Genomic DNA, 18,372 nt, shown 5'->3' on the forward strand with positions numbered 1-18,372 from the left:
CTACGGAGGACTCCCCGTGCCGGAGCCCGACAGGGACCTGACCAGGAAGGCGATCGCCCAGGCTCTGGCCGGCCTCGCCGACACCGGCCACCTCACCGTGGTGGAGGTCGCCGCCGACGGCGTCACCACGTTCCTGCTCCACCGGGACGGCAACGGCCGCCCCCGCGGCCGGAGCTGGCCGGCGACCTGGCCGGACCTCGCGGGCGAGCACGGGTGGGACGCCGATCCGGCCGCGGCCCGGGAGGCCGTGCTCCGCGCGGCCCGCGTCCACCCGTCCCCCGCCGACGTGATCCTCGTGGCCGCGTCCGCCGACCCGAGGGCCGAGCGGGCCCTCGACTGGCTGCGCGCGGCGCATCCCGCCGCGCAGATGCTGCGCGGCGACGCCCCGACCGCCGCGCTGATCCGGGAGGTCATGGCGGACGACCCGCTGACCAGGCCGTACGAGCTGGTGGTCCTCCTCGCCGATCCGGGCACCGGCGGGCTCCGGCTGACCGGCAGGCGGCTCTTCCCCATCGGCTCCCGCCCGGGAGCCCGGACCCGCGTCGCCCTCCGCTGCACGGAGCCGGGCGCGCACGGCACCGCGCTGGCCGTGGTCACCTGGCAGGGCCCCGAGCCGCGGCTGCTGTCCCTCCAGTCCGCTCCGCTCGCACCCGGCCGGTACGACGTGACCGCCGAGCTGGTACGGCCCGGCCGGGTACGGTTCACCGGCCTGCCCGCGCTCTCCCCCGACCACCGCGACTGGGAACGGCTCGTCGGCTCGCTCCCGGACCGGCTGCCAGGGCGCGCCGGCCCGGCGCACCTCGTCTGCGCGGTGGAGATCTGCGGGGCCGACGACCAGGTCGCGGAACGGCTGAGCCGGGCACGCCAGATGATCAGTTTCGCCTCCGGAGAGCTCGGCGACCTGCTCCGGGTCTCCCTCCTCGCCTACGCGGCGCACTCCTTCGACCCGTCGGCGCCGGAGCACCCGGTGCGGGTCGCCGCCTGGAACGCCGACGCCGGGGAGGCCCTGGACGCGCTCGGCGAGCTGGAGGAGCAGGGGGCGGTGACCAGGGGATATCCGTACCACCCGCAGGCGGCGCAGCTGGAGGACGCGCTCGCCGCGGTGGCCGGACGGCTCGGCCACACCGACCCGGCGCCCGCCGTCGTCCTCACGGTCGGGGGCCGCCCGCCGCACCCGCCGCGCACCGACCGGTCCAGGATCCTGCCCTGCCCCCGCCGGCACGACTGGCGGAAGCTGGTCGCCGTCCTGCGGCAGCGGCCGGGCACGACGCTGGGCGCGATCTGCGACCACGCCGCCGGTCAGGCGCATCCGCTGTGGCACGAGCTCGGCGCGACGGCGCTGGCCCACCTGGAGGCGGTGGACGTGCGCGGGCTGGCCGCCGACCTCGGCCTGACCGCCCCCTCCCCGGTCCACCTCCCGTTCCCCCTGCTCGACGAGACGGAGTGACGACGCCCATGCAGCCCGACCCGAGCCGGGGACGCCCCGATCACGACATCGCCATGTGGGGCGCCCCCGGCAGCGGCAAGACCACCCTGCTGGCGGCGCTGTACATCGCCCTGACCAAGAGCGGCAACGGCTGGAAGATCGTCGGCTCCGACCCCGCGTCGTCGGACTACCTGGTCGAGCGGACCAAAGACCTGCTGCAGGGCAAGGTGTTCCCCGAGGCGAGCATGGCCCTGGAGCGCTACCACTGGTCGCTCATCGGCCCCCCTCCCCGGAAGACCGGCTTCTGGAACAGGAAGGCCAAGCCGGGGCAACCGCCCAGGATCGGCATCGGCATGATCGACGCCCCCGGAGGGTTGTTCGGCGCGGGGCAGCGCCCGGCGGGCGGCCCGAGCCCCCAGGACGGCTCGGGGGACCCGCGCCGGCAGGAGCTGCTGGACAACCTGGAGCACAGCCGGGGAATCGTCTTCCTCTTCGACCCGATCAGGGAGTTCACCTACGGGGACGCCTTCGACCACATGTATCCCCCGCTCACCCGGCTCGCCGAGCGGATGCTCGCCGCCGGCGAGTTCACCGACGGAAAGCTGCCGCACCACATCGCCGTGTGCGTCACCAAGTTCGACGACCCCCGGGTGCTGGAGACGGCCGAGGCCCGGGGGCTGCTCACCACGGACGACGACGACCCGTACCGGCTGCCGCGGGTGGCCGGCGACGACGCGCGGGAGCTGTTCCACGAGCTGTGCCAGGTGTCGGCCACCGGCAGCGCCGACATGGTGCTCGAGACGCTTGACCAGTACTTCCACCCCGACCGGATCCGCTTCTTCGCCACCTCCTCGATCGGCTTCTACGTCGACCGGCGCGCCAGGCGTTTCGACTGGGACGACTTCCAGAACATGCTCCCGGAAGAGGTGGACGAGGACTCTCGCATCCGGGGGCAGCTGCATCCGATCAACGTGGTGGAGCCCCTGCTCTGGCTGGGACAGCGACTCGCCGCGATCCGGTCGGCGAAGGGGGTCTCATGACCGGCCGTACGGCGGGACCCCGGCCCGGGACGCCCGCCGGACGGCCGGGGAGGGAGGTCTCGTGACCGGCCACGAGATCGGGTTCGAATGGGCGCTGGAGGGGAAACGGCCCGGCGCCCACAACGACTACGAGCTGCTCTCCTGGAGCGACGGCCGCCTCGGGCCCGAGGTCTTCGAGGAGATCAGGAACAGGTTCGCCGTCGGCCTGTCGGCGGACCTGCCCCAGCTGACGGTCGCGGTCGCGGCGACCAGGGAGCGGGAGCGGGTGTCGCGCCACGTCGTGCTCGCGATCCAGGAATGGTCCGGGCACCGGGACGCCACCAACCGGAAGATCGCCTACACCCGCTGGTTCTACGTCCCGTACGAGGAGCTGGCCGCTCACCGGGTGTCCTACGAGGCGCTCTACCGCGCCCTCGCGCGCCTGCCGGTGACCCCGTACGCCCCGCCGGCCGTACGGGTGCCGGAGTCCGATCCCGCGGCTCTCGTCCCCGGACCGGACGCGCGGTGCGCCGCCGCGCTGCTGCTGACCGGGCGGCCCGTCTGCGTGGTGGGCGCGGACGGGGTTCCCATGATCGAACGGCTGCGCTTCCTGGACACCGTCGCCGCGCTCCTGCCCTACGGCATGCGGACGAGGCTGACCGCGGCGACCTGGGTCAGCAGCACGGCCCGGCACCGGATCAAACTGTCCTTCGCGCGGCACGCGCCGGAGGGCGCCCACGAGGTGTGGTGGGGCCACGGAACGGAGACCGCCTGGCAGGACAGCCGGGCGAGCGTCTGCCTGGACCTGCTGACCCGGCCCGACGTCCGCGTCGAGGACATGCTGGAGAACCTCTCCAGGATGACCGAGCCGCTGTCGTTCGGCCCCGAGGACCTTCCGTTCGCCGTACGGCTGCTCGAACACTCGGGCTATCCCGAGGAGCAACTGTCCTCCGATGACGCCGAGGCGGAGGCGGGGGCGGGGTGGGAGCCGGAGTTCCGGGAGGCTCCCGGCGCGGCCCCGGGCTTCACGGCCGGCCGCCAAGGCGCGGAGGACCCCTGGGCGGAGGAACCCGGCGCGGCCCCGGGAGCCACGGCGGGGCTCCGGCGCGCCGTGCCCGGCGGCGGGGTGCCGGAACCGGTTCCGGCGGGCGGCTCCCCGTGGCCCGGCGCGGCCCCGCGCGCCCTCGGACCCGGCGAGGAGCGGGAACCCGACGAGGCGCGGCACACCTCTCCCGTCAGCAGGCTGACCTCGCTCATCGGCACGCCGTGGAGGCGGCTGAGCCGGGGCGCCGACGGGACGCGGGTCGTGCGGCCGCCCGCAGCGGCGCTCGACGCCGCGCCGGGGAGCCGGACCGCGCCCCCGCTCGATCTCACGCCCGGAGGCCGGGCCGCCCCCGCGATCGGACCCCCGGCCGAGAGCCGGGCCGCGGCCGGCGCGGCGACCGTGCCCCATCGGCCGGGCACCGTACCAGGGCCGGGCGCCGTGCCGCCCCTGATGCGTGCCAAGCTCGGCGGGCTGGAGCGGGCGGACCACGCGAAGCGGTTCGGGCCCCTCTGGAGCCCGCACGGCAGGCTCACCCTGGCCGCCGCGTTCATGGCGCTGGCCGTCACCCTGATCGCCATCGGCGCCGTCGCGATGGTGAGCGCCTCCGGCGACGACCCGCCCGCCGAGGAGGGAACCGCCGGGACGGGCCCGGACGTGGTCGTCGTCCAGGCATCGGCCGGGCGGCGCGACGAGTTCGCCAGGCGTCTCGTGGAAGCGGCCGTACGGCGGGCGGGCCACCGGCCCGAGGTCCGGCTGAGCGACACCCCTGCCGCCGCCGCGCCCCTCAGGGAACCGGCCGTGCTGCTCGTGGCGGCCCCTTCCCCGGACCCCGCCCCGCCGGACGGCGCCGCGCCCGAGCCTCCGGCGGATCCGCCTGCGGCGCAGGGGTTCTCGGAGGTCGCCACCGTCCCGGTCCCGGACCCGTACGTCCTGGTCTACGACGCCAGACGGACCGGACCAGAGCAGGTGACGGCGGCCCTGACGAGCCCGGACGGGAAGGCCCGGGTCTCGGTGCCCGACACCCCTCCCGACGCCCTCTCCGGGGAGAGCCCCGAGCGGTTCCTGCGCGAGCGCCATCCCTCGCTGAAGCCGAGGACCGTCCCGGCGGCCGACCCGCTGCACGACCTCCGGAAGGAAGAGGTGCTGGCCGCCCTCGTGCCCAGGGAGGTCGCCGGAGACTATTCCAGGTCGGAGGCGTTCGCCGACCCGCCGGGCCGCTCGATCCTCGTACTGGCCAACGGGTCCGTCGGCCGCGGGCTGCGCGACGCGCTGGGCAGGGTCGCCCGGTCCGTCGATCCCGGCAAGCTGGTGTCGGCGGAGTTCGACACCCCGGCGCGGGCGGCGACCAGGCTGGTCGAGTCGGCCCTGCCGCCGCCCGCCGCCACCTCCCCCGCCGCGGACCGGGAGGACGACCGAGGGCAGGGCGACTGGCGGCTCGCCCTCATCCTGATCATCAGCGGGGGCGTCATCGGGTTCCTGGCCCTCCTGCTGGCCATCCGGCTGCCGTCCAGGTTCGAACCGCGCTGAGACGGCGACGTGAGGAGATCCGTACTCGAAGCCCCGCCGGAGGGGTGAAGCGAAGAGACCCCGGCTCGGTCACACCGAGCCGGGGTCTCTTCTCTGTGCGCCGCCAGGGACTCGAACCCCGGACCCGCTGATTAAGAGTCAGCTGCTCTAACCAACTGAGCTAGCGGCGCGTGAAGCCCTTGAAGAATAGCGCACTCCGCCGGACGATCCGAACCGGAATCCGGGGCCGGGACCGGAGGCGGGGGCGACGGCCGGCCGCCGGCGGCAGGCGATCCTCCACCCGGAGCACCGGAGCCGTCCGCGTCGTGATCCGCAGCACCGCCGGGCGCGATCAGCGGCTACGCTAGAACAACATTCGGTCCCTGTCCGAGCCTGTTCGAGCCTGTCCGAGTCCGCCCGGATCGCGTCCGGGTCCTGTCCGGGAGCACACATGTGGTTCGCCTCGCCCGCCGACGTCCGCGACCGGCTCGCCGCCGCCGACTACCTCTCCGACGACTCCATCGCGACCTCGGTGTTCCTGGCCGGCGCGCTCGGCAAGCCGCTGCTGGCCGAAGGCCCGGCGGGGGTGGGCAAGACCCAGCTCGCCAAGGCCGTGTCGGCGGCGACCGGGGCCGCGCTGGTCCGGCTCCAGTGCTACGAGGGGCTGGACGAGGCCCGGGCACTGTACGAGTGGAACTACAAGAAGCAGCTCCTGCGCATCCAGGCGGGCGGCGGCGAGGGCTGGGACGCCGCCCACGACGACATCTTCACCGAGGAGTTCCTGCTGGAGCGGCCGCTGCTGCGGGCGATCCGCGCCGAGGCCCCGACCGTCCTGCTGATCGACGAGATCGACAAGGCCGACGTCGAGGTGGAGGGCCTGCTGCTGGAGGTCCTGTCCGACTACCAGGTCACGATCCCCGAGCTGGGCACGATCACCGCCGCGCGCCGGCCGTACGTGGTGCTGACCTCCAACGCCAGCCGCGAGCTGTCGGAGGCGCTCAAGCGGCGCTGCCTCTACCTGCACCTTTCGTACCCGACACCGGAGCGCGAGCGGGACATCGTGCTGACGCAGGTGCCCGGCATCGAGGCGGACCTGGCCGAACGGCTCGCCCGTACGGTCGCCACGATGCGCGCCCTGGAGCTGAAGAAGTCGCCCTCCATCGCCGAGACCGTCGACTGGGCCAACACCCTGCTCGCCCTCGGGCGGACCGAGCTGGACGAGGCGACCGTGGACGCGACCCTGGGGGTGGTGCTCAAGCACGCCTCCGACCAGACGCGGACCCGCAAGGAGCTCGGCCTGTGACCGGCCGGGGCGACGCCCGGCAGGGAGCCGGGCGGTGAGCCTGCTGGACCGGCACGTCGGCTTCGTGCGCGCGCTGCGCGAGGCCGGGCTGCCGGTGTCACCGGCCGAGGGGCTGGACGCCGCGCGGGCGCTGCTGGTCGTCGACCTGGCCGAGCGCGAGTCGCTGCGCGCCGCCTACGCCGCCACGCTGGTCAAGCGGCCGTCGTACCGGCCGGGGTTCGATGCGCTCTTCGACCTGTGGTTCCCCGCCGCGACCACCGCCCCGCACGCCCTCCAGGACCCGGAGGACCCTCGGGACCCGCGCACTGGGGACACTGTCGCGGACCTCTCCGAAAGAGCGGACCTCTCCGGCGGCGTGGACCCGGGGACCGCCGAGCTGCCCGCGCTGCGCGACCGGCTGGCGGAGCTGCTGCTGGACCCCGAGGGCATGGACGCCTTCGCCCGCGCCATGGTGGAGCGCTTCGGCCGCCAGGCCGCCTCACCCGGCCGGCAGAACTGGTTCTCCTACCCGGTGCTGCGCGCGCTGTCCCCCGAGACGCTCATCGCCCGGCTGCTGGCCGAGGTCCTGGCCGGGCGGGAGCGCGGCGGCCTGGCCGAGAAGGTGGCCCGGCGGCGGATCGGCGACAGCATCCGGCGCTTCGAGGAGGCCGTCGCCACCGACGTGCGCCGCCGGATCGCCGAGGAGTCGGGGATCGAGCGGATCGCGCGCTCCGCCGTACGGCCGCCGCTGGAGCGGGTGGACTTCCTCCGGATCACCCGGGCGGACCTGGCGAACCTGCGCCGGGAGGTCCACCCGCTCGCCCGGCGACTGGCCGCCCGGCTGACGGTCAGGAACCGGACCGGCCACCGGGGCCGCCTGGACTTCCGCCGTACCGTGCGGGCCTCGCTGTCCAGCGGCGGCGTGCCGTTGGCCGTCTTCAACCGGCCGCGCCGCCCGCACCGGCCCGAACTGGTCGTCCTGTGCGACGTCAGCGACTCCGTCGCCTCCTTCGCCCATTTCACGCTGCTGCTGACCTACGCGTTGCGCGAGCAGTTCGCCAAGGTCAGGGCGTTCGGGTTCGTGGACACCGTGGACGAGATCACCCGCTTCTTCACCCCCGGCGCCGACGTGGCCGAGGCGATGACGCGAATGGCGGCCGAGGCCGACATGGTGCGGTTCGGCCGGACCAACTACGGCCACGCCTTCGAGCGGTTCGCCGAACGGTACGGCGACGCCGTGGGGCCCAAGACGTCCCTGCTGATCCTGGGCGACGCCCGGTCCAACTACCAGCCGCCCGCCCTGGAGACGCTCCGCGGCCTGGTCCGCGAGGCCCGGCACGCCCACTGGCTCAACCCCGAGCCGGTGAGCCAGTGGGACACCGGCGACTCCCTGGCGAGCGCCTACGGCGCGGTCGTCCCGATGCGCGAGTGCCGCAACGTCGTCCAACTCGCCGCCTTCGTCGAGGACCTGGCCTGACGGCCTGCCGTCGGTGTCACCTGAGGATCCAGCGTTCGGCGGGGGCGGGGTAGCAGTTCTTGGTGCCCGACTCGAAGCCGTCGCCGAAGGCGCGGGTGCGCTCGAACCCGCTGCCGTGGGCGGCCGGGTCGGTCCACGCGGTGCCGGGCAGGTCCCGGCCGGAGAAGACCGCCAGCGTGGCCTCGTCCAGGTCGCCCTCCTCCAGCAGGTTCTGCTGCGCCACCCACCGCGCCCAGGCTCCGGCGAAGCAGTCGGCCTGCAGCTCGCGCAGCACCCCCGTCTGCTCCTGGCGCGGCAGCCGGGCCTGCATGGCGTGACCGAACTCGTGGGCCAGCACGAAGGAGGCGGCGAAGTCGCCGCCGCTGACGTAGTACGGGATCATCAGCCCGGACTCGTCCCAGGCGATGAAGTCCCCGGCCGGGCAGTAGAAGGCGTTGCGGGCGGGGGCGGGCTGGTCACCGCAGACCGGGCCGCCACCCTCGTCGGAGCGGTAGTAGGTGTAGGCCCGCGGCTTGCTGTAGGAACCGCCCAGCTCAGGTACCTCATCGCTCCAGTACCGCTCCAGAAGACCGAGCGTGACCGACAGGGTGCGCTGGTAGGCGGCGTAGTCGAAGGACGTGCGCCCGTCGGTGCCCAGCGGCGTCGAGTCCCGCCGGCTCGCGGTGGTGCCGCTCTTCTGCTCCCGGTGCCGTTTGACGTCGTCGATCGCCTGCTTGATCACGTCGGTGATGCTGCGGTGCTCGCCGTCCCCCGCCGAGCAGGCCGGCAGCAGCAGCACCAGCGCGGCGATCACGGCGTGCAACGCCCGGAACCGGCCGCGGGGACGAGGCGGGCGGGGGCTTGTCTTCGGCATCACCCGCCCGCCGCTACCCAATCACTGACAAAACATCCATGGCGCACCTACCGGGGCGAACCATCCGCAACCCACCGGCAGCGGGACGGTGAACAGCGGAACGCCGGGCGAACCGGCCGTGGCCCGTGGTCCGATGTGGCTCACCGGACGCCGCCCGCGAGGCTTCGCCCACCGGATGCCGCTCAGCGGACGTTTCTCACCTGACGCCGCTCAGCGGATGCCCGCGAGGAAACCGAGCACGCGCTCGGTGAGCAGCGCGGTGGCCTCCGCGTCGTACGTGGACAGACCCGGGTCGGCGAACAGGTGCCGGTCACCGGGATAGAGGAACAACTCGGCGTTCTCGGCCTCCGCGACCAGGGCGCGGGCCGCGTCGAGGCTGCCCCCCTCGACGAAGAGCTCGTCGGCGTCCATGCCGTGGACCTGAACCGGGACCCCCTCCGGCCACGCGCCGACCTCCGAGACCGGCATGCAGGTGTGGAAGAACAGCGCGCCCTTCGCGCCGGGCCGCGTCTGGGCCAGGGCCTGCGCCGGGAAGACACCGAGCGAGAAGCCGGCGTAGACCAGCTCGCCGGGCAGCCCCTCGGCGGCGGCCCGCCCGCGCTCGGTCAACACGTCGAACCCGACCTTCCGGGCATAAGCGACGCTCTCCTCGAAGTCGTCGAAGACCTTCCCTTCGTACAGGTCCGGGACGTGGACGGTGTGCCCGGCCCGCCTGAGCTCCTCGGCGAACTCCAGCACCCCGGCCGTCAGCCCGTGCACATGGTGGAACAGCAGAACCTCGGCCATCTCATTCCCTTCATCCGGCGGCGCCGGAACGGCTTCCGCCGGGGAACGAGTATGGCCGAGGGCACCGACAGTTTTCGATCATGGCGGTGGCACTCAGGCCGGACCGTCGAACTCCCCTGACTTGACGCCACCGACGAAGGACCGCCACCCGGCGGGAGAGAAGAGGAGCGCAGGACCGGCGGGGTCCTTGCTGTCGCGGACCGCCACCACCCCCGGAAGGTTGGCGGCGACCTCGACGCACTGCCCGCCGTTGTCCGAAGAACGCGATGACTTCCGCCACACTGCGGCGCTCAGGTCCATTCCCGCCTCACTTCCTCGATCTTTCTCATGGATATATGCCCAGGATAAGCCCATTGGCGTATCGCTTCATAGCGGTCCCATATCGAAGCCACATAGATAGGGTCATCCGTAACCTGCCCTTCGACAGGAGAATCCGCGTGCACGGTGTCCGGTTGTCCGTTCGGAAGCTTGGCGATCATAAAGGGACCGGCCAGTCCGGCCATGCACTCCGGGTCGACGACCTGAATCGAGACGTCGGGTCGTTGCGTGGTCTCCAGCAGGTGCGAGAGCTGCTCACGCATTACCTCCGAACTCCCGACCTTGCGGCGCAGCACCCCCTCGTCGAGGAGGACCAGAAGCAGGGGAGAGTTCTCTCGACCGAGGATCAGCTGACGTTGCATGCGGGCCTGGACGCGTTCTTCCACCTCCTCGGGAGCAGCCCGGGGGCCATTGACGAAAAGATGCCGGGCGTACGCCTCGGTCTGCAGCAGGCCCGGAATGAGGAGCGGATCCCATGACCGCAGGACGAGGGCGTTGGGTTCGATCTCCTCGGTCCAGCTCATGAACCAGGCCGGGCTGCCCGGCTTGGCGAGGATGCGGTGGTAGAGCCGGGTGAAGGAGGTGGCGCCCTCCAGGCCGAAGAACCGGTCCAGCCGTTCGGCGTCCGACCTCGACGGGGTGCGGGTCGCGGCCTCCAGGCGGCTCACCTGGGTCTGGGTGCATCCCAGCCGGGCGGCCACCGCCGCCTGGGAGAGCTGGGCCTCCTCCCGCAGCCGGCGCATCTCCGCGCCGAACCGCGTCCGCGGTGACCCGGGGTCGAGAAAAGGCTCGACGCTCATCGCATTCCTCCCAAAAAGAGAAAAACGGACTCCCCGTTCCGGCGGCGATACCGCGACACGGTTTGCACAAACCAGCGGTCGTCATTCCCCGCCATCTCCGATTACGCGGACCAGCCATTTTCTCACCTGCCGCAAGGGCAATCTAATCACACGCATTGTCCTTCCCGCAGGAAGGACAGGAAAGCGGATACGCTCCCTTCGGACAGGAGAGAAACCAGCGATGCCCCATCAGGAAAGCAGCATTTCCCATTCCTCTCCCGGCCCCTGGAAGACGTCGGACCCCGCGACCGTGGAGCAGCAGACCCGGTTCATCCACCTGGTACGGCTCGGCTGGGACCTGCGCACCCTCGGGGTCCGCAGCTCGCTGGTCCTTCCGGTGGCCGGGGACCCCGTCCTGGAGGTCCACGCGGCGGCCGGGATCCTCGCCCGGATCACGGCCGTCCGGCGTCACCGCGGCTGGGTCTTCACCTGGCGGCCCTGGTGGGCGCGCCTGTGGCGGCGGGGCGCGTGGGTGTGGGCGGAGGCCGACAACGCGGCGGACATCGTCATGTCCATCGTCGTATCCGAGGCGGGAGCGTGAGACCGGAGCGGAGGGACGTGCGCGAGGCCGACGTCCCGGACACGCGCCACGGATTCTGGTGGCGGGAGTTCCCGGGCGAGGAGGCGTCCGTACCGGCGGCCCGTGCCTGGGCACGCGGGCTGCTGGCCGTACGGCTGGCACCCGGGACGCTCGACGACGTCCTGCTGCTGCTGAGCGAGCTGGTCACCAACGCGGTCGCCCATTCCGACTCCGGCCGTACGGCGGGCGGCCGGGTGACCGTTCACCTGGGCGACGATCCCGGGGGCGTCCACGTGGAGGTGACGGACGACGGCTCGGCCACGAGCGCCCCGGCCGTACACGTGCCGGACGCCGACGACGACGGCGGCCGGGGCCTGTGGCTGGTGGCCCTGCTCGCGACCGCCTGGGGCACGTCCCGCCACGACGGCGAGGCGGGCAGGTCCGTCTGGTTCAGGATGGCGCACCGGTGACCGGGCCGACGCCTATCGCCCCGGGATACCGGTCGCCCGGCGGGCTCGGCGTGGTCAGGGCGCCGAGTCCGCCGGGCGATGCGTCACGGCTTCACGAGCCGGACGGGGGTCACGGCGTACGAGCTAGCCGAAGGTCACGTTGAGCCGGCCGTCCGAGGCGAAGGACCAGTGCAGGGCTCCGGAGTAGGTGGAGCACCGGGAGCCGTTCGAGCCGGTCCAGAACTGGTTGGAGCCGTCGACGTTGCCGACGGTCTTGTCGTTGCTCCCGCTGCCGCTGCGGCAGGAGGTGTTGCCGCGGAAGACCGAGGTGCCGGTGTCGAAGGAGAAGTTGCGCTCGGTGTTGTCGACGCTGACGTTGTCCGAGATCGTCATCGAGCCGGGGTTGCTGTTGTAGGTGAACCCGTGCTTGCCGTTGCGGTAGGCGATGCTGCGCCGGACGACGTGGTTGACCGCGATCTTGTCGCCGCCGAGCTTGTAGCCGTTGCGGTCACCGTTGCCGGCCTGGGTGCCGTTGCTGAGGGTGCCGTTGCCGTAGGCCAGGGAGTCCTCGATGGTGACCGGGCCGATGGGTCCCGTGTCCGTCTTGGTGTAGAGGTCCCAGCCGTCGTCGATGTTGTTGTGCGACACCGCGTAGCGGAAGACGTTGCCTGAGCCGACGGTGAGCTTCGCGGCGAAGCCGTCGGCGTCCTCACCGTCGGAGTCGGCGTTGTCGTGCGACTCCGCGCTGAGGATGAGGTTGTTGGACGGCCACTGGTCGCGGGGGGTGTCGGAGGCCATCCGCGAGATCTGCAGCCCGGTGTCGCGGTTGAAGCGCGTCACCGTGCGCTCGAAGACGTTGTCGCTGCCGCCGACGAAGATCCCGTTGTCCCCGGCGCGCTCGACGACGATGCCCTGGACGCGCCAGAACGACCCGTTCACCGCGAGCCCGCGGTTGGCCGGGTCCTCGCTCTGGGCCGAGAAGTTCAGGACCGGGGTCTCACCCGGGTAGGCGGCCAGGTTCTTGCGGGCGCCGGAGGTGCCGTTGTTGCCCGCCGCGATGGTGACGGTCTGCGAGAAGTTGTACGTCCCGCCGCGCATGTAGATCGTCCCACCGGCGGCGACACGGGTGATCGCCGAGGTGAGCGTCGTCGGGTCCGACTGCGTCCCGGCCGCGCCGTCCCTGCCGCCGGGCGCCACGTACAGCGTGCCGCCCGACGTGGGGGTGACCGTCGGGGTCGACGTGGGGGTCGAGGTCGGGGTGGACGTGGGGGTGACCGTCGGGATCGGTGAGGGACCGCTGCCCGCGGGGCGCAGGGCCCACTGCTTGCTGGTCACCGAGTCGCAGGAGTTCTGCTGCAGGAGGGCGCCGGAGGCCGTGGAGCCGTCCTTGACGTTGAGGCACTTGCCGCCGTTGGAGTTGACCAGGCGGTAGTTGGATCCGGACGCGGTGAGGTTCCAGATCTGCGAGGCGGCGCCGGTGCACGCCTCCTGCTGTACGGCCTTGCCCGCACTGGTGGAGGCGTCGCGGACGCCGACGCATCTGCCGCTGTGCGCGGCCCTGATCTGGTAGCCGGAGCCGGAGGCGGTGAGCGTGAAGGTCTGCCCGGCGGACTGGTCGCACCCGTTCTGCACGAGTTGCACGCCGTCGCCGGTGCTCTGTCCGGGGACCGCGGCGCACAGCCCGCTCCCGGCGTTGACCAACGTGTAGTCGCCGTTCGACGGGGCCGCCGAGGCCGGTGTGCCGAGCACGGCCATCAGCCCGCCGGTCGCGACGACGCCGGTGGTCAGCACGACCGCCGTTCTCTTTCCGAGGGGTTTGTTCCTGCGCACGTCCAGCTCCATTCGTAGGGGGTGCCGAGGGTGAGGCGTTTCAGGGCATGGCGAAGCAGGCCATGGGGCGGGGTGGGCCGGCCCGGACCGGCGCCGCGAGGAGCGTCGTGGCGGGACTCCGTCGGCGACCGGGCGGTGGAGCGGGCCGGATGGGGTGGGAGGGCGGGGACGGCTACGGGTTCGCTGTCACGCGCGTTTCACCTTCTGTGCACCCGACAGCAACCGGTTGTAGAAACAGTGACGTCACAGAACGGAAACGTCAACAGGCCGGAGTAAAGCTGCAAACGCCGCTGGGCGTCCTCCCTGGTTACGCCCGCTATTTCTGCAACAACCGTTTGCAGGAACGGTGGCCGGACGGCCTCATACGGGGTGCCGGCGGGACTGGAGCCCGGCGTCTCGTCCGGGAAGCGCCGACCATGGCCTCATGGCCTCATGGCCGCCGAACCGCGCGGTTCGGCGGCCATGAGGCCATGAGGCCATGAGGCCATGAGGCCATGAGGCCATGAGGCCATGAGGCCATGGTCGGTGGCTCGGGGCGGTGCGGAACCCGAGCGGACGGACGGTCAGTTCATCCGGCGCAGGACCCGGGCGGCGGTGCGGGCGAGCAGTTCCACCTGCTGGGCGTCGTAGTCCGCCCGCGGACCGCTCAGGATCCAGCGGGTCACCAGGCGCGGCTTGAGGAGGGTGATCCCCTCGGCGGTGACCGTACGGCGCAGCCTGCCGCCGTGCACCGCGAGCAGCGGCTCGATCGTCACCTCGACACCCGACTCGCGGGTGAGCACCTCGGCCAGGGCGGTGGAGACGTCGACGAGAGCCTTGGCCACCTTCGTGCCGTACTTCTCGCCCAGGAACAGCCGCTCACCGTAGCGGGCGATCTCGGTGTCGGGGTCCCACGCCTCGTTGTCGACGACCCAGACGCCGCCGGGACCGATCACGAGGTGGTCGATGGACGCCTGCCCGGGGACGGCGCGGCCGTCGAGGACCTGGTAACCGCGTCTGCGGAGCCTGCGGCGCAGCAGCCTGCCGGTGATGGTCTCGCCCCGCCGCCTGCCCCGCCAGACGGCGGTGGCGTTGTAGGAGTACCAGGCCCAGGCGGCGTCGGCGGCGGCGACCAGCAGGGCGGTCACCACCCCGGCGAGCGGGAGGTTGAGGCCGAAACGGTAGCCGAGCAGCACGCCCACGACCAGGCCGCCTGCGGCCTTGACCGCCCGCGCCTTCCGGCGCTCGCCCGCTTCCTTGATCCAGAACTGCTCGTACATGACCTGAGGGGACAGGCCGTGCACCTGGTCCTCTGGCGTCACGTAGATTGATCCGCCGGACACAGCGAACCCCCGGAGGTCGAGAGCTGACAAGGAGCGGATCTGCCACGCTGAAGATCCCTGTGCCAGAAAATACCCAACCGGGGGCTCCAGGCAGCCGAAGGTGACGCAAATAACACACCTACGCCATGTACCGGACGCTTTAACCGACCAGTCGGTATGCTGGGTCGGCACACGGCGGGGGGCCAGACGGCTGGGGCCGGCGGCGGGGAGGGACCAGATGACGCGCGACAGGGAGTCCGTACGGCAGCGCCTGCTGAGCGAGGCCACGCGCCTGTTCGCCGAGCAGGGCTTCGAGAGCACCTCGGTGCAGGAGGTGGTCTCGGCGGCCGGCGTCACCAAGGGCGCCATGTACCACTACTTCGACTCCAAGGACGACCTGCTCCACGAGATCTACGGGCGCGTGCTGCGCATGCAGATGGAGCGGCTGACCGCCATCGCCGACGGTCCCGGCACGGTGGCCGAGCGCCTGCACGCCGCCGCCGCGGACGTCGTGCGGACCACGGTCGAGAACCTGGACGACTCCAAGATCTTCTTCCGCTCGATGCACCTGCTGGCCCCCGACACCCGCAAGAGCGTGCGCGCCGAGCGCCGCCGCTACCACGAGCGCTTCCGCGACCTGGTCACCGAGGGGCAGCGCGAGGGCGTCTTCAGCACCGCCTCCCCCGCCGAGATCGTGGTGGACTTCTTCTTCGGCTCGGTCCACCACCTGGGCACCTGGTACAGCACCGAGGGGCCGCTGTCGGGCGCCGAGGTCGGCGGGCACTTCGCCGACCTCCTCCTGTCCTCCCTGCGTCCCTGACCTCACCCACTCCGGCCCCCGCCTCACCTCTCTGCGGCCTGACCACACCCGCCCCGGTCCCCGCCTCCCTGACCCCACTCTCCCCGGCCGCCCTCGCGGCCGAAGACGCGCCCATCGCGGAAAGGTTTCTTCCGCGATGGGCGGCACAATCGGGGGATGCTGGAAACCTCGGCGCGGCTGCTGCGCCTGCTCTCCCTGCTGCAGACCCCTCGTGACTGGACCGGCCCCCAACTCGCCGAACGGCTCCGGGTGACCACCAGAACCATCCGCAACGACGTCGAACGGCTGCGTGAGCTCGGCTACCCGGTGCACGCCACCCCCGGCGTCGCGGGCGGCTACCGTCTCGGCGCGGGCGCGCAGATGCCGCCGCTGCTCCTCGACGACGAGGAGGCCGTCGCGGTCGCCGTGGGGCTGCGCACCGCCGCGGGCGGCTCCATCGCCGGGATCGAGGAGATCTCGCTGCGGGCGCTGGCCAAGCTGGAACAGGTGCTGCCGTCCCGGCTGCGCCACCGGGTCAACGCCCTGCACACCGCGACGGTGGCGGTTCCGGACCGCTCCCCCGCCACCGTGGACGCCGCCGTGCTCACCGCCATCGCGAGCGCCTGCCGGGACCACGAGCGGCTGCGCTTCGACTACCTCAACCACGACGGCGACGAGAGCGTCCGGGAGGTGGAGCCGCACCGGCTCGTGCACACCAGGCGGCGGTGGTACCTCGCGGCCTGGGACCCCGCCCGGCAGGACTGGCGCAGCTTCCGCGTCGACCGGATCCGGCTGCGCACCCCGAACGGCGGACGGTTCGCCCCCCGGGAGGCGCCCGGCGGCGACATCGCGGCCTATGTCACCAGGGGTGTGACCACCGCGGTGATCCGGCACCGGGCCACCGTACGGTTCCACGCGCCGGCCGAGGCGGTCGCCGAGCGGATCTGGCCCGACTGGGGGGAGCTGGAGGCGGCGGACGAGCGGAGCTGCCTGTTCCGCACCGGGGCCTCGTCCCTGGACGCCCTGGCGATCCACCTCGGGATGACCGGCCTCGACTTCGAGGTCGTCGATCCGCCGGAGCTGGCCGCGCACCTGCGTGAGATCGGCGCCCGCTACACCCGCGCGGCCGGCACGCCCGCGGAACCGTCCTGAGCACCTCGCGGAGCCGTCCTGAGCGCCTCGGGAGGCGGGCCGTTCCAGGCCACGGTCCCGACGGGGCGAGGCGAACCGTCCCGGGCGTTCGCCGCGCTCCCGGCGGGTCTCCTCTCCGGAGTTCCACGGCCTGACACCAATGCGGAACCATCCTTTCCGCGATGATCCCTAGTGTTCCTCCCGTCCCCCGAACGAGACGCTCTGGAGGAGCCGATGACCACTCTCGACACCCACCCGGTACAGGCGCCGGAGGCCGCCGGGCCCGCGCCGTACCGGTGGCGCTGGCCCGCGCTCTTCGTGATCCTCGCCGGGTCGGTGATGGAGCTCCTCGACGCGACCGTCACCAACATCGCCGGGCCGACGATGCGGGCCGACCTGGGCGGCGGCACCTCGATGATCCAGTGGCTCGGTGCGGCCTACACCCTCGCCATGACGGCCGGGCTGCTCACCGGCGGCCGGCTGGGCGACATCGTCGGGCGCAGGCGGATGTTCCTCATCGGCGCGACCGGGTTCGTCGTGGGCTCGCTGCTGTGCGCGGTGTCCTTCTCGCCGGAGACCGTCATCGCCGCCCGGGTCGTCCAGGGGCTCTTCGGCGCCGCGATGGTCCCGCAGGGGCTCGGCATGATGCGGGAGATGTTCCCGCCCACGGAGCTGCGGGCGGCCCTCGGCATGTTCGGCCCGGTCATGGGCCTGTCGGCGATCGGCGGGCCGATCCTGGCGGGCTGGCTGGCCGACGCCGACCTCCTCGGCACCGGGTGGCGCATGATCTTCCTGATCAACCTGCCGGTCGGGCTGGCCACCCTGGCCGCCGCGCTGCGGTTCCTGCCCGCCTCCCGCCCGGCGCGGTCGCTCACCCTCGACCTGCCCGGCGCCGCGCTGGCCTCCCTCGGCGCCCTGCTGGTCGTCTTCCCGCTGGTCCAGGGCCGCGAGTACGGCTGGCCGGCCTGGGCGTTCGCGATGATGGCCGCCTCGGCGGCGGTGTTCGCACTGTTCGGCCGGTACGAGTCGCGCCGCGCCGGCCGGGGCCGCGACCCGCTGGTGGCGCCCAGCCTGTTCCGCAAGCGCTCGTTCGTGGGCGGCCTGTTCACCGGCACGATCTACTTCGCGGCCTTCACCGGCTTCGGCCTGGTCTTCAACCTCTACACCCAGCTCGGCCTCGGCTACAGCCCGCTGAAGGCCGGCCTGGCCGGGATCCCGCTGTCCGCGGGCATGATCGTCGGCATGGGCCTGGTGCAGGCGCTTCGCGGGCACGGCCGCCGGTTGCTGCACGCCGGAGCCCTGATCATGACGGCCGGGGTCGTCGCCCTCCTGCTGCTCCTGGGCGCGGAGGCGGGCCCCTGGCAGTTCGCCCCGGCGCTGCTCGTCACCGGTGTCGGATCGGGACTGATCATGGGCCCGTACTTCGAGATCGCGCTGGCCGGCGTCGAACCGCACGAGATGGGGTCGGCCTCCGGGACGCTCACCGCCCTGCAGCAGGTCGGCGCGGCGCTCGGCGTGGCGCTGCTCGGCACGGTCTTCTTCGGCGCGACGGGCGGCGACCCCACCGCCGCCGCGCGGCAGACGTTCTGGGTGGTGGCCGGGATGGTCGCCCTGACCTTCCTGGCCGGCTTCCTCCTGCCCCGCCGGACCGGCGAGGACACCGGGCCCGGCCACTGACCCGCATCCGGCCTCGTACCCCGCGCGGCGCCTCCGGCCTCCCGGAGGCGCCGCGGCCCGTTCACCGGCCCCGGCGGTGCAGGCCGAGAGACGACACGAACCGGAAAGCGGCAC

At 72.6% G+C, this 18,372-nt stretch carries 15 protein-coding genes, 1 tRNA gene and 1 pseudogene; 10 read left to right on the forward strand and 7 right to left on the reverse strand.

Translation table 11 applies throughout. The features are described from left to right. The first annotated feature begins 16 nt into the window (after positions 1–16). The 3 genes from IEZ10_RS16010 to IEZ10_RS16020 all read left to right on the forward strand — a co-directional run bounded on the left by IEZ10_RS16010 (position 17) and on the right by IEZ10_RS16020 (position 5,017). A complete protein-coding gene (locus tag IEZ10_RS16010) occupies positions 17–1,447 on the forward strand; it encodes a hypothetical protein (protein WP_189247296.1) in 1,431 nt (476 codons plus the stop codon). Next, entirely contained in the window at positions 1,444–2,466 is a 1,023-nt protein-coding gene (locus IEZ10_RS16015) for a hypothetical protein (protein ID WP_229811314.1), read from the forward strand. Before IEZ10_RS16010 ends, IEZ10_RS16015 begins: the two co-directional genes overlap by 4 nt. A gap of 61 nt (positions 2,467–2,527) precedes the next feature. Next, on the forward strand, positions 2,528–5,017 hold the full coding sequence (locus tag IEZ10_RS16020; protein WP_189247297.1) for a hypothetical protein: 2,490 nt from the start codon (positions 2,528–2,530) through the stop codon (positions 5,015–5,017). Between the two features lie 96 nt (positions 5,018–5,113). Here IEZ10_RS16020 and IEZ10_RS16025 read toward each other — a convergent pair. Next, positions 5,114–5,187: transfer RNA gene (locus IEZ10_RS16025), tRNA-Lys, on the reverse strand. A gap of 260 nt (positions 5,188–5,447) precedes the next feature. On the opposite strand from IEZ10_RS16025, the gene IEZ10_RS16030 reads away from it, so the two are divergent. Then, positions 5,448–6,299 (forward strand): AAA family ATPase, encoded by an 852-nt coding sequence (locus IEZ10_RS16030; protein WP_189247298.1) that lies wholly within the window; start codon positions 5,448–5,450, stop codon positions 6,297–6,299. A gap of 34 nt (positions 6,300–6,333) precedes the next feature. Then, the gene (locus IEZ10_RS16035) at positions 6,334–7,755 is read left to right on the forward strand and encodes a vWA domain-containing protein (RefSeq protein ID WP_189247299.1); all 1,422 of its coding nucleotides are present in this window, start codon (positions 6,334–6,336) and stop codon (positions 7,753–7,755) included. A 16-nt stretch (positions 7,756–7,771) separates the two neighbouring features. Here IEZ10_RS16035 and IEZ10_RS16040 read toward each other — a convergent pair whose 3' ends face one another. From IEZ10_RS16040 to IEZ10_RS16055, 4 genes and pseudogenes are all read right to left on the reverse strand, one after another. Then, positions 7,772–8,548, reverse strand: coding sequence for a neutral zinc metallopeptidase (locus tag IEZ10_RS16040; RefSeq protein WP_229811354.1), 777 nt, complete (start codon positions 8,546–8,548; stop codon positions 7,772–7,774). A gap of 270 nt (positions 8,549–8,818) precedes the next feature. Further along, positions 8,819–9,400: pseudogene (locus IEZ10_RS16045) on the reverse strand (dienelactone hydrolase family protein); the annotation flags it as partial. Between the two features lie 87 nt (positions 9,401–9,487). Next, positions 9,488–9,694 carry a DUF397 domain-containing protein gene (locus tag IEZ10_RS16050; protein ID WP_189247302.1) on the reverse strand — a complete coding sequence of 69 codons (207 nt, stop codon included), beginning with the start codon at positions 9,692–9,694 and terminating at the stop codon, positions 9,488–9,490. Then, on the reverse strand, positions 9,685–10,512 hold the full coding sequence (locus IEZ10_RS16055) for a helix-turn-helix domain-containing protein (RefSeq protein ID WP_189247303.1): 828 nt from the start codon (positions 10,510–10,512) through the stop codon (positions 9,685–9,687). Before IEZ10_RS16055 ends, IEZ10_RS16050 begins: the two co-directional genes overlap by 10 nt. A gap of 289 nt (positions 10,513–10,801) precedes the next feature. On the opposite strand from IEZ10_RS16055, the gene IEZ10_RS16060 reads away from it, so the two are divergent. Together IEZ10_RS16060 and IEZ10_RS16065 are read left to right on the forward strand one after the other, a co-directional pair. Next, complete coding sequence (locus IEZ10_RS16060; protein WP_229811315.1) at positions 10,802–11,092, forward strand: hypothetical protein; 291 nt, start codon at positions 10,802–10,804, stop codon at positions 11,090–11,092. Next, a complete protein-coding gene (locus IEZ10_RS16065; RefSeq protein WP_189247305.1) occupies positions 11,089–11,541 on the forward strand; it encodes an ATP-binding protein in 453 nt (150 codons plus the stop codon). The genes IEZ10_RS16060 and IEZ10_RS16065 overlap by 4 nt, the downstream gene beginning before the upstream one ends. 123 nt (positions 11,542–11,664) lie before the next feature. On the opposite strand, the gene IEZ10_RS16070 is transcribed toward IEZ10_RS16065, so the two are convergent. After that, positions 11,665–13,350, reverse strand: a complete 1,686-nt coding sequence (locus IEZ10_RS16070; RefSeq protein ID WP_373287399.1) for an RICIN domain-containing protein — start codon at positions 13,348–13,350, stop codon at positions 11,665–11,667. 563 nt (positions 13,351–13,913) lie between these two features. Continuing rightward, complete coding sequence (locus IEZ10_RS16075; RefSeq protein WP_229811316.1) at positions 13,914–14,651, reverse strand: nuclease-related domain-containing protein; 738 nt, start codon at positions 14,649–14,651, stop codon at positions 13,914–13,916. 238 nt (positions 14,652–14,889) lie between these two features. On the opposite strand from IEZ10_RS16075, the gene IEZ10_RS16080 reads away from it, so the two are divergent. From IEZ10_RS16080 to IEZ10_RS16090, 3 genes are all read left to right on the forward strand, one after another. Next, on the forward strand, positions 14,890–15,471 hold the full coding sequence (locus tag IEZ10_RS16080; RefSeq protein WP_189247307.1) for a TetR/AcrR family transcriptional regulator: 582 nt from the start codon (positions 14,890–14,892) through the stop codon (positions 15,469–15,471). 156 nt (positions 15,472–15,627) lie between these two features. Next, a complete protein-coding gene (locus IEZ10_RS16085; protein WP_189247308.1) occupies positions 15,628–16,602 on the forward strand; it encodes a helix-turn-helix transcriptional regulator in 975 nt (324 codons plus the stop codon). 213 nt (positions 16,603–16,815) lie between these two features. Next, on the forward strand, positions 16,816–18,258 hold the full coding sequence (locus IEZ10_RS16090) for an MFS transporter (RefSeq protein WP_189247309.1): 1,443 nt from the start codon (positions 16,816–16,818) through the stop codon (positions 18,256–18,258). Positions 18,259–18,372: the final 114 nt, after the last annotated feature.

Origin of the sequence: Streptosporangium pseudovulgare, assembly GCF_014648055.1 — a bacterium.
GTDB classification, from domain to species: Bacteria; Actinomycetota; Actinomycetes; order Streptosporangiales; family Streptosporangiaceae; genus Streptosporangium; species Streptosporangium pseudovulgare.

Excerpts from the sequence above, each read along its gene's own strand:
- IEZ10_RS16030 (WP_189247298.1), top strand. The coding sequence starts at position 5,448 with ATGTGGTTCGCCTCGCCCGCCGACGTCCGCGACCGGCTCGCCGCCGCC.
- IEZ10_RS16050 (WP_189247302.1), bottom strand. The coding sequence starts at position 9,694 with ATGGACCTGAGCGCCGCAGTGTGGCGGAAGTCATCGCGTTCTTCGGAC.
- IEZ10_RS16055 (WP_189247303.1), bottom strand. The coding sequence starts at position 10,512 with ATGAGCGTCGAGCCTTTTCTCGACCCCGGGTCACCGCGGACGCGGTTC.
- IEZ10_RS16080 (WP_189247307.1), top strand. The coding sequence starts at position 14,890 with ATGACGCGCGACAGGGAGTCCGTACGGCAGCGCCTGCTGAGCGAGGCC.
- IEZ10_RS16085 (WP_189247308.1), top strand. The coding sequence starts at position 15,628 with ATGCTGGAAACCTCGGCGCGGCTGCTGCGCCTGCTCTCCCTGCTGCAG.
- IEZ10_RS16090 (WP_189247309.1), top strand. The coding sequence starts at position 16,816 with ATGACCACTCTCGACACCCACCCGGTACAGGCGCCGGAGGCCGCCGGG.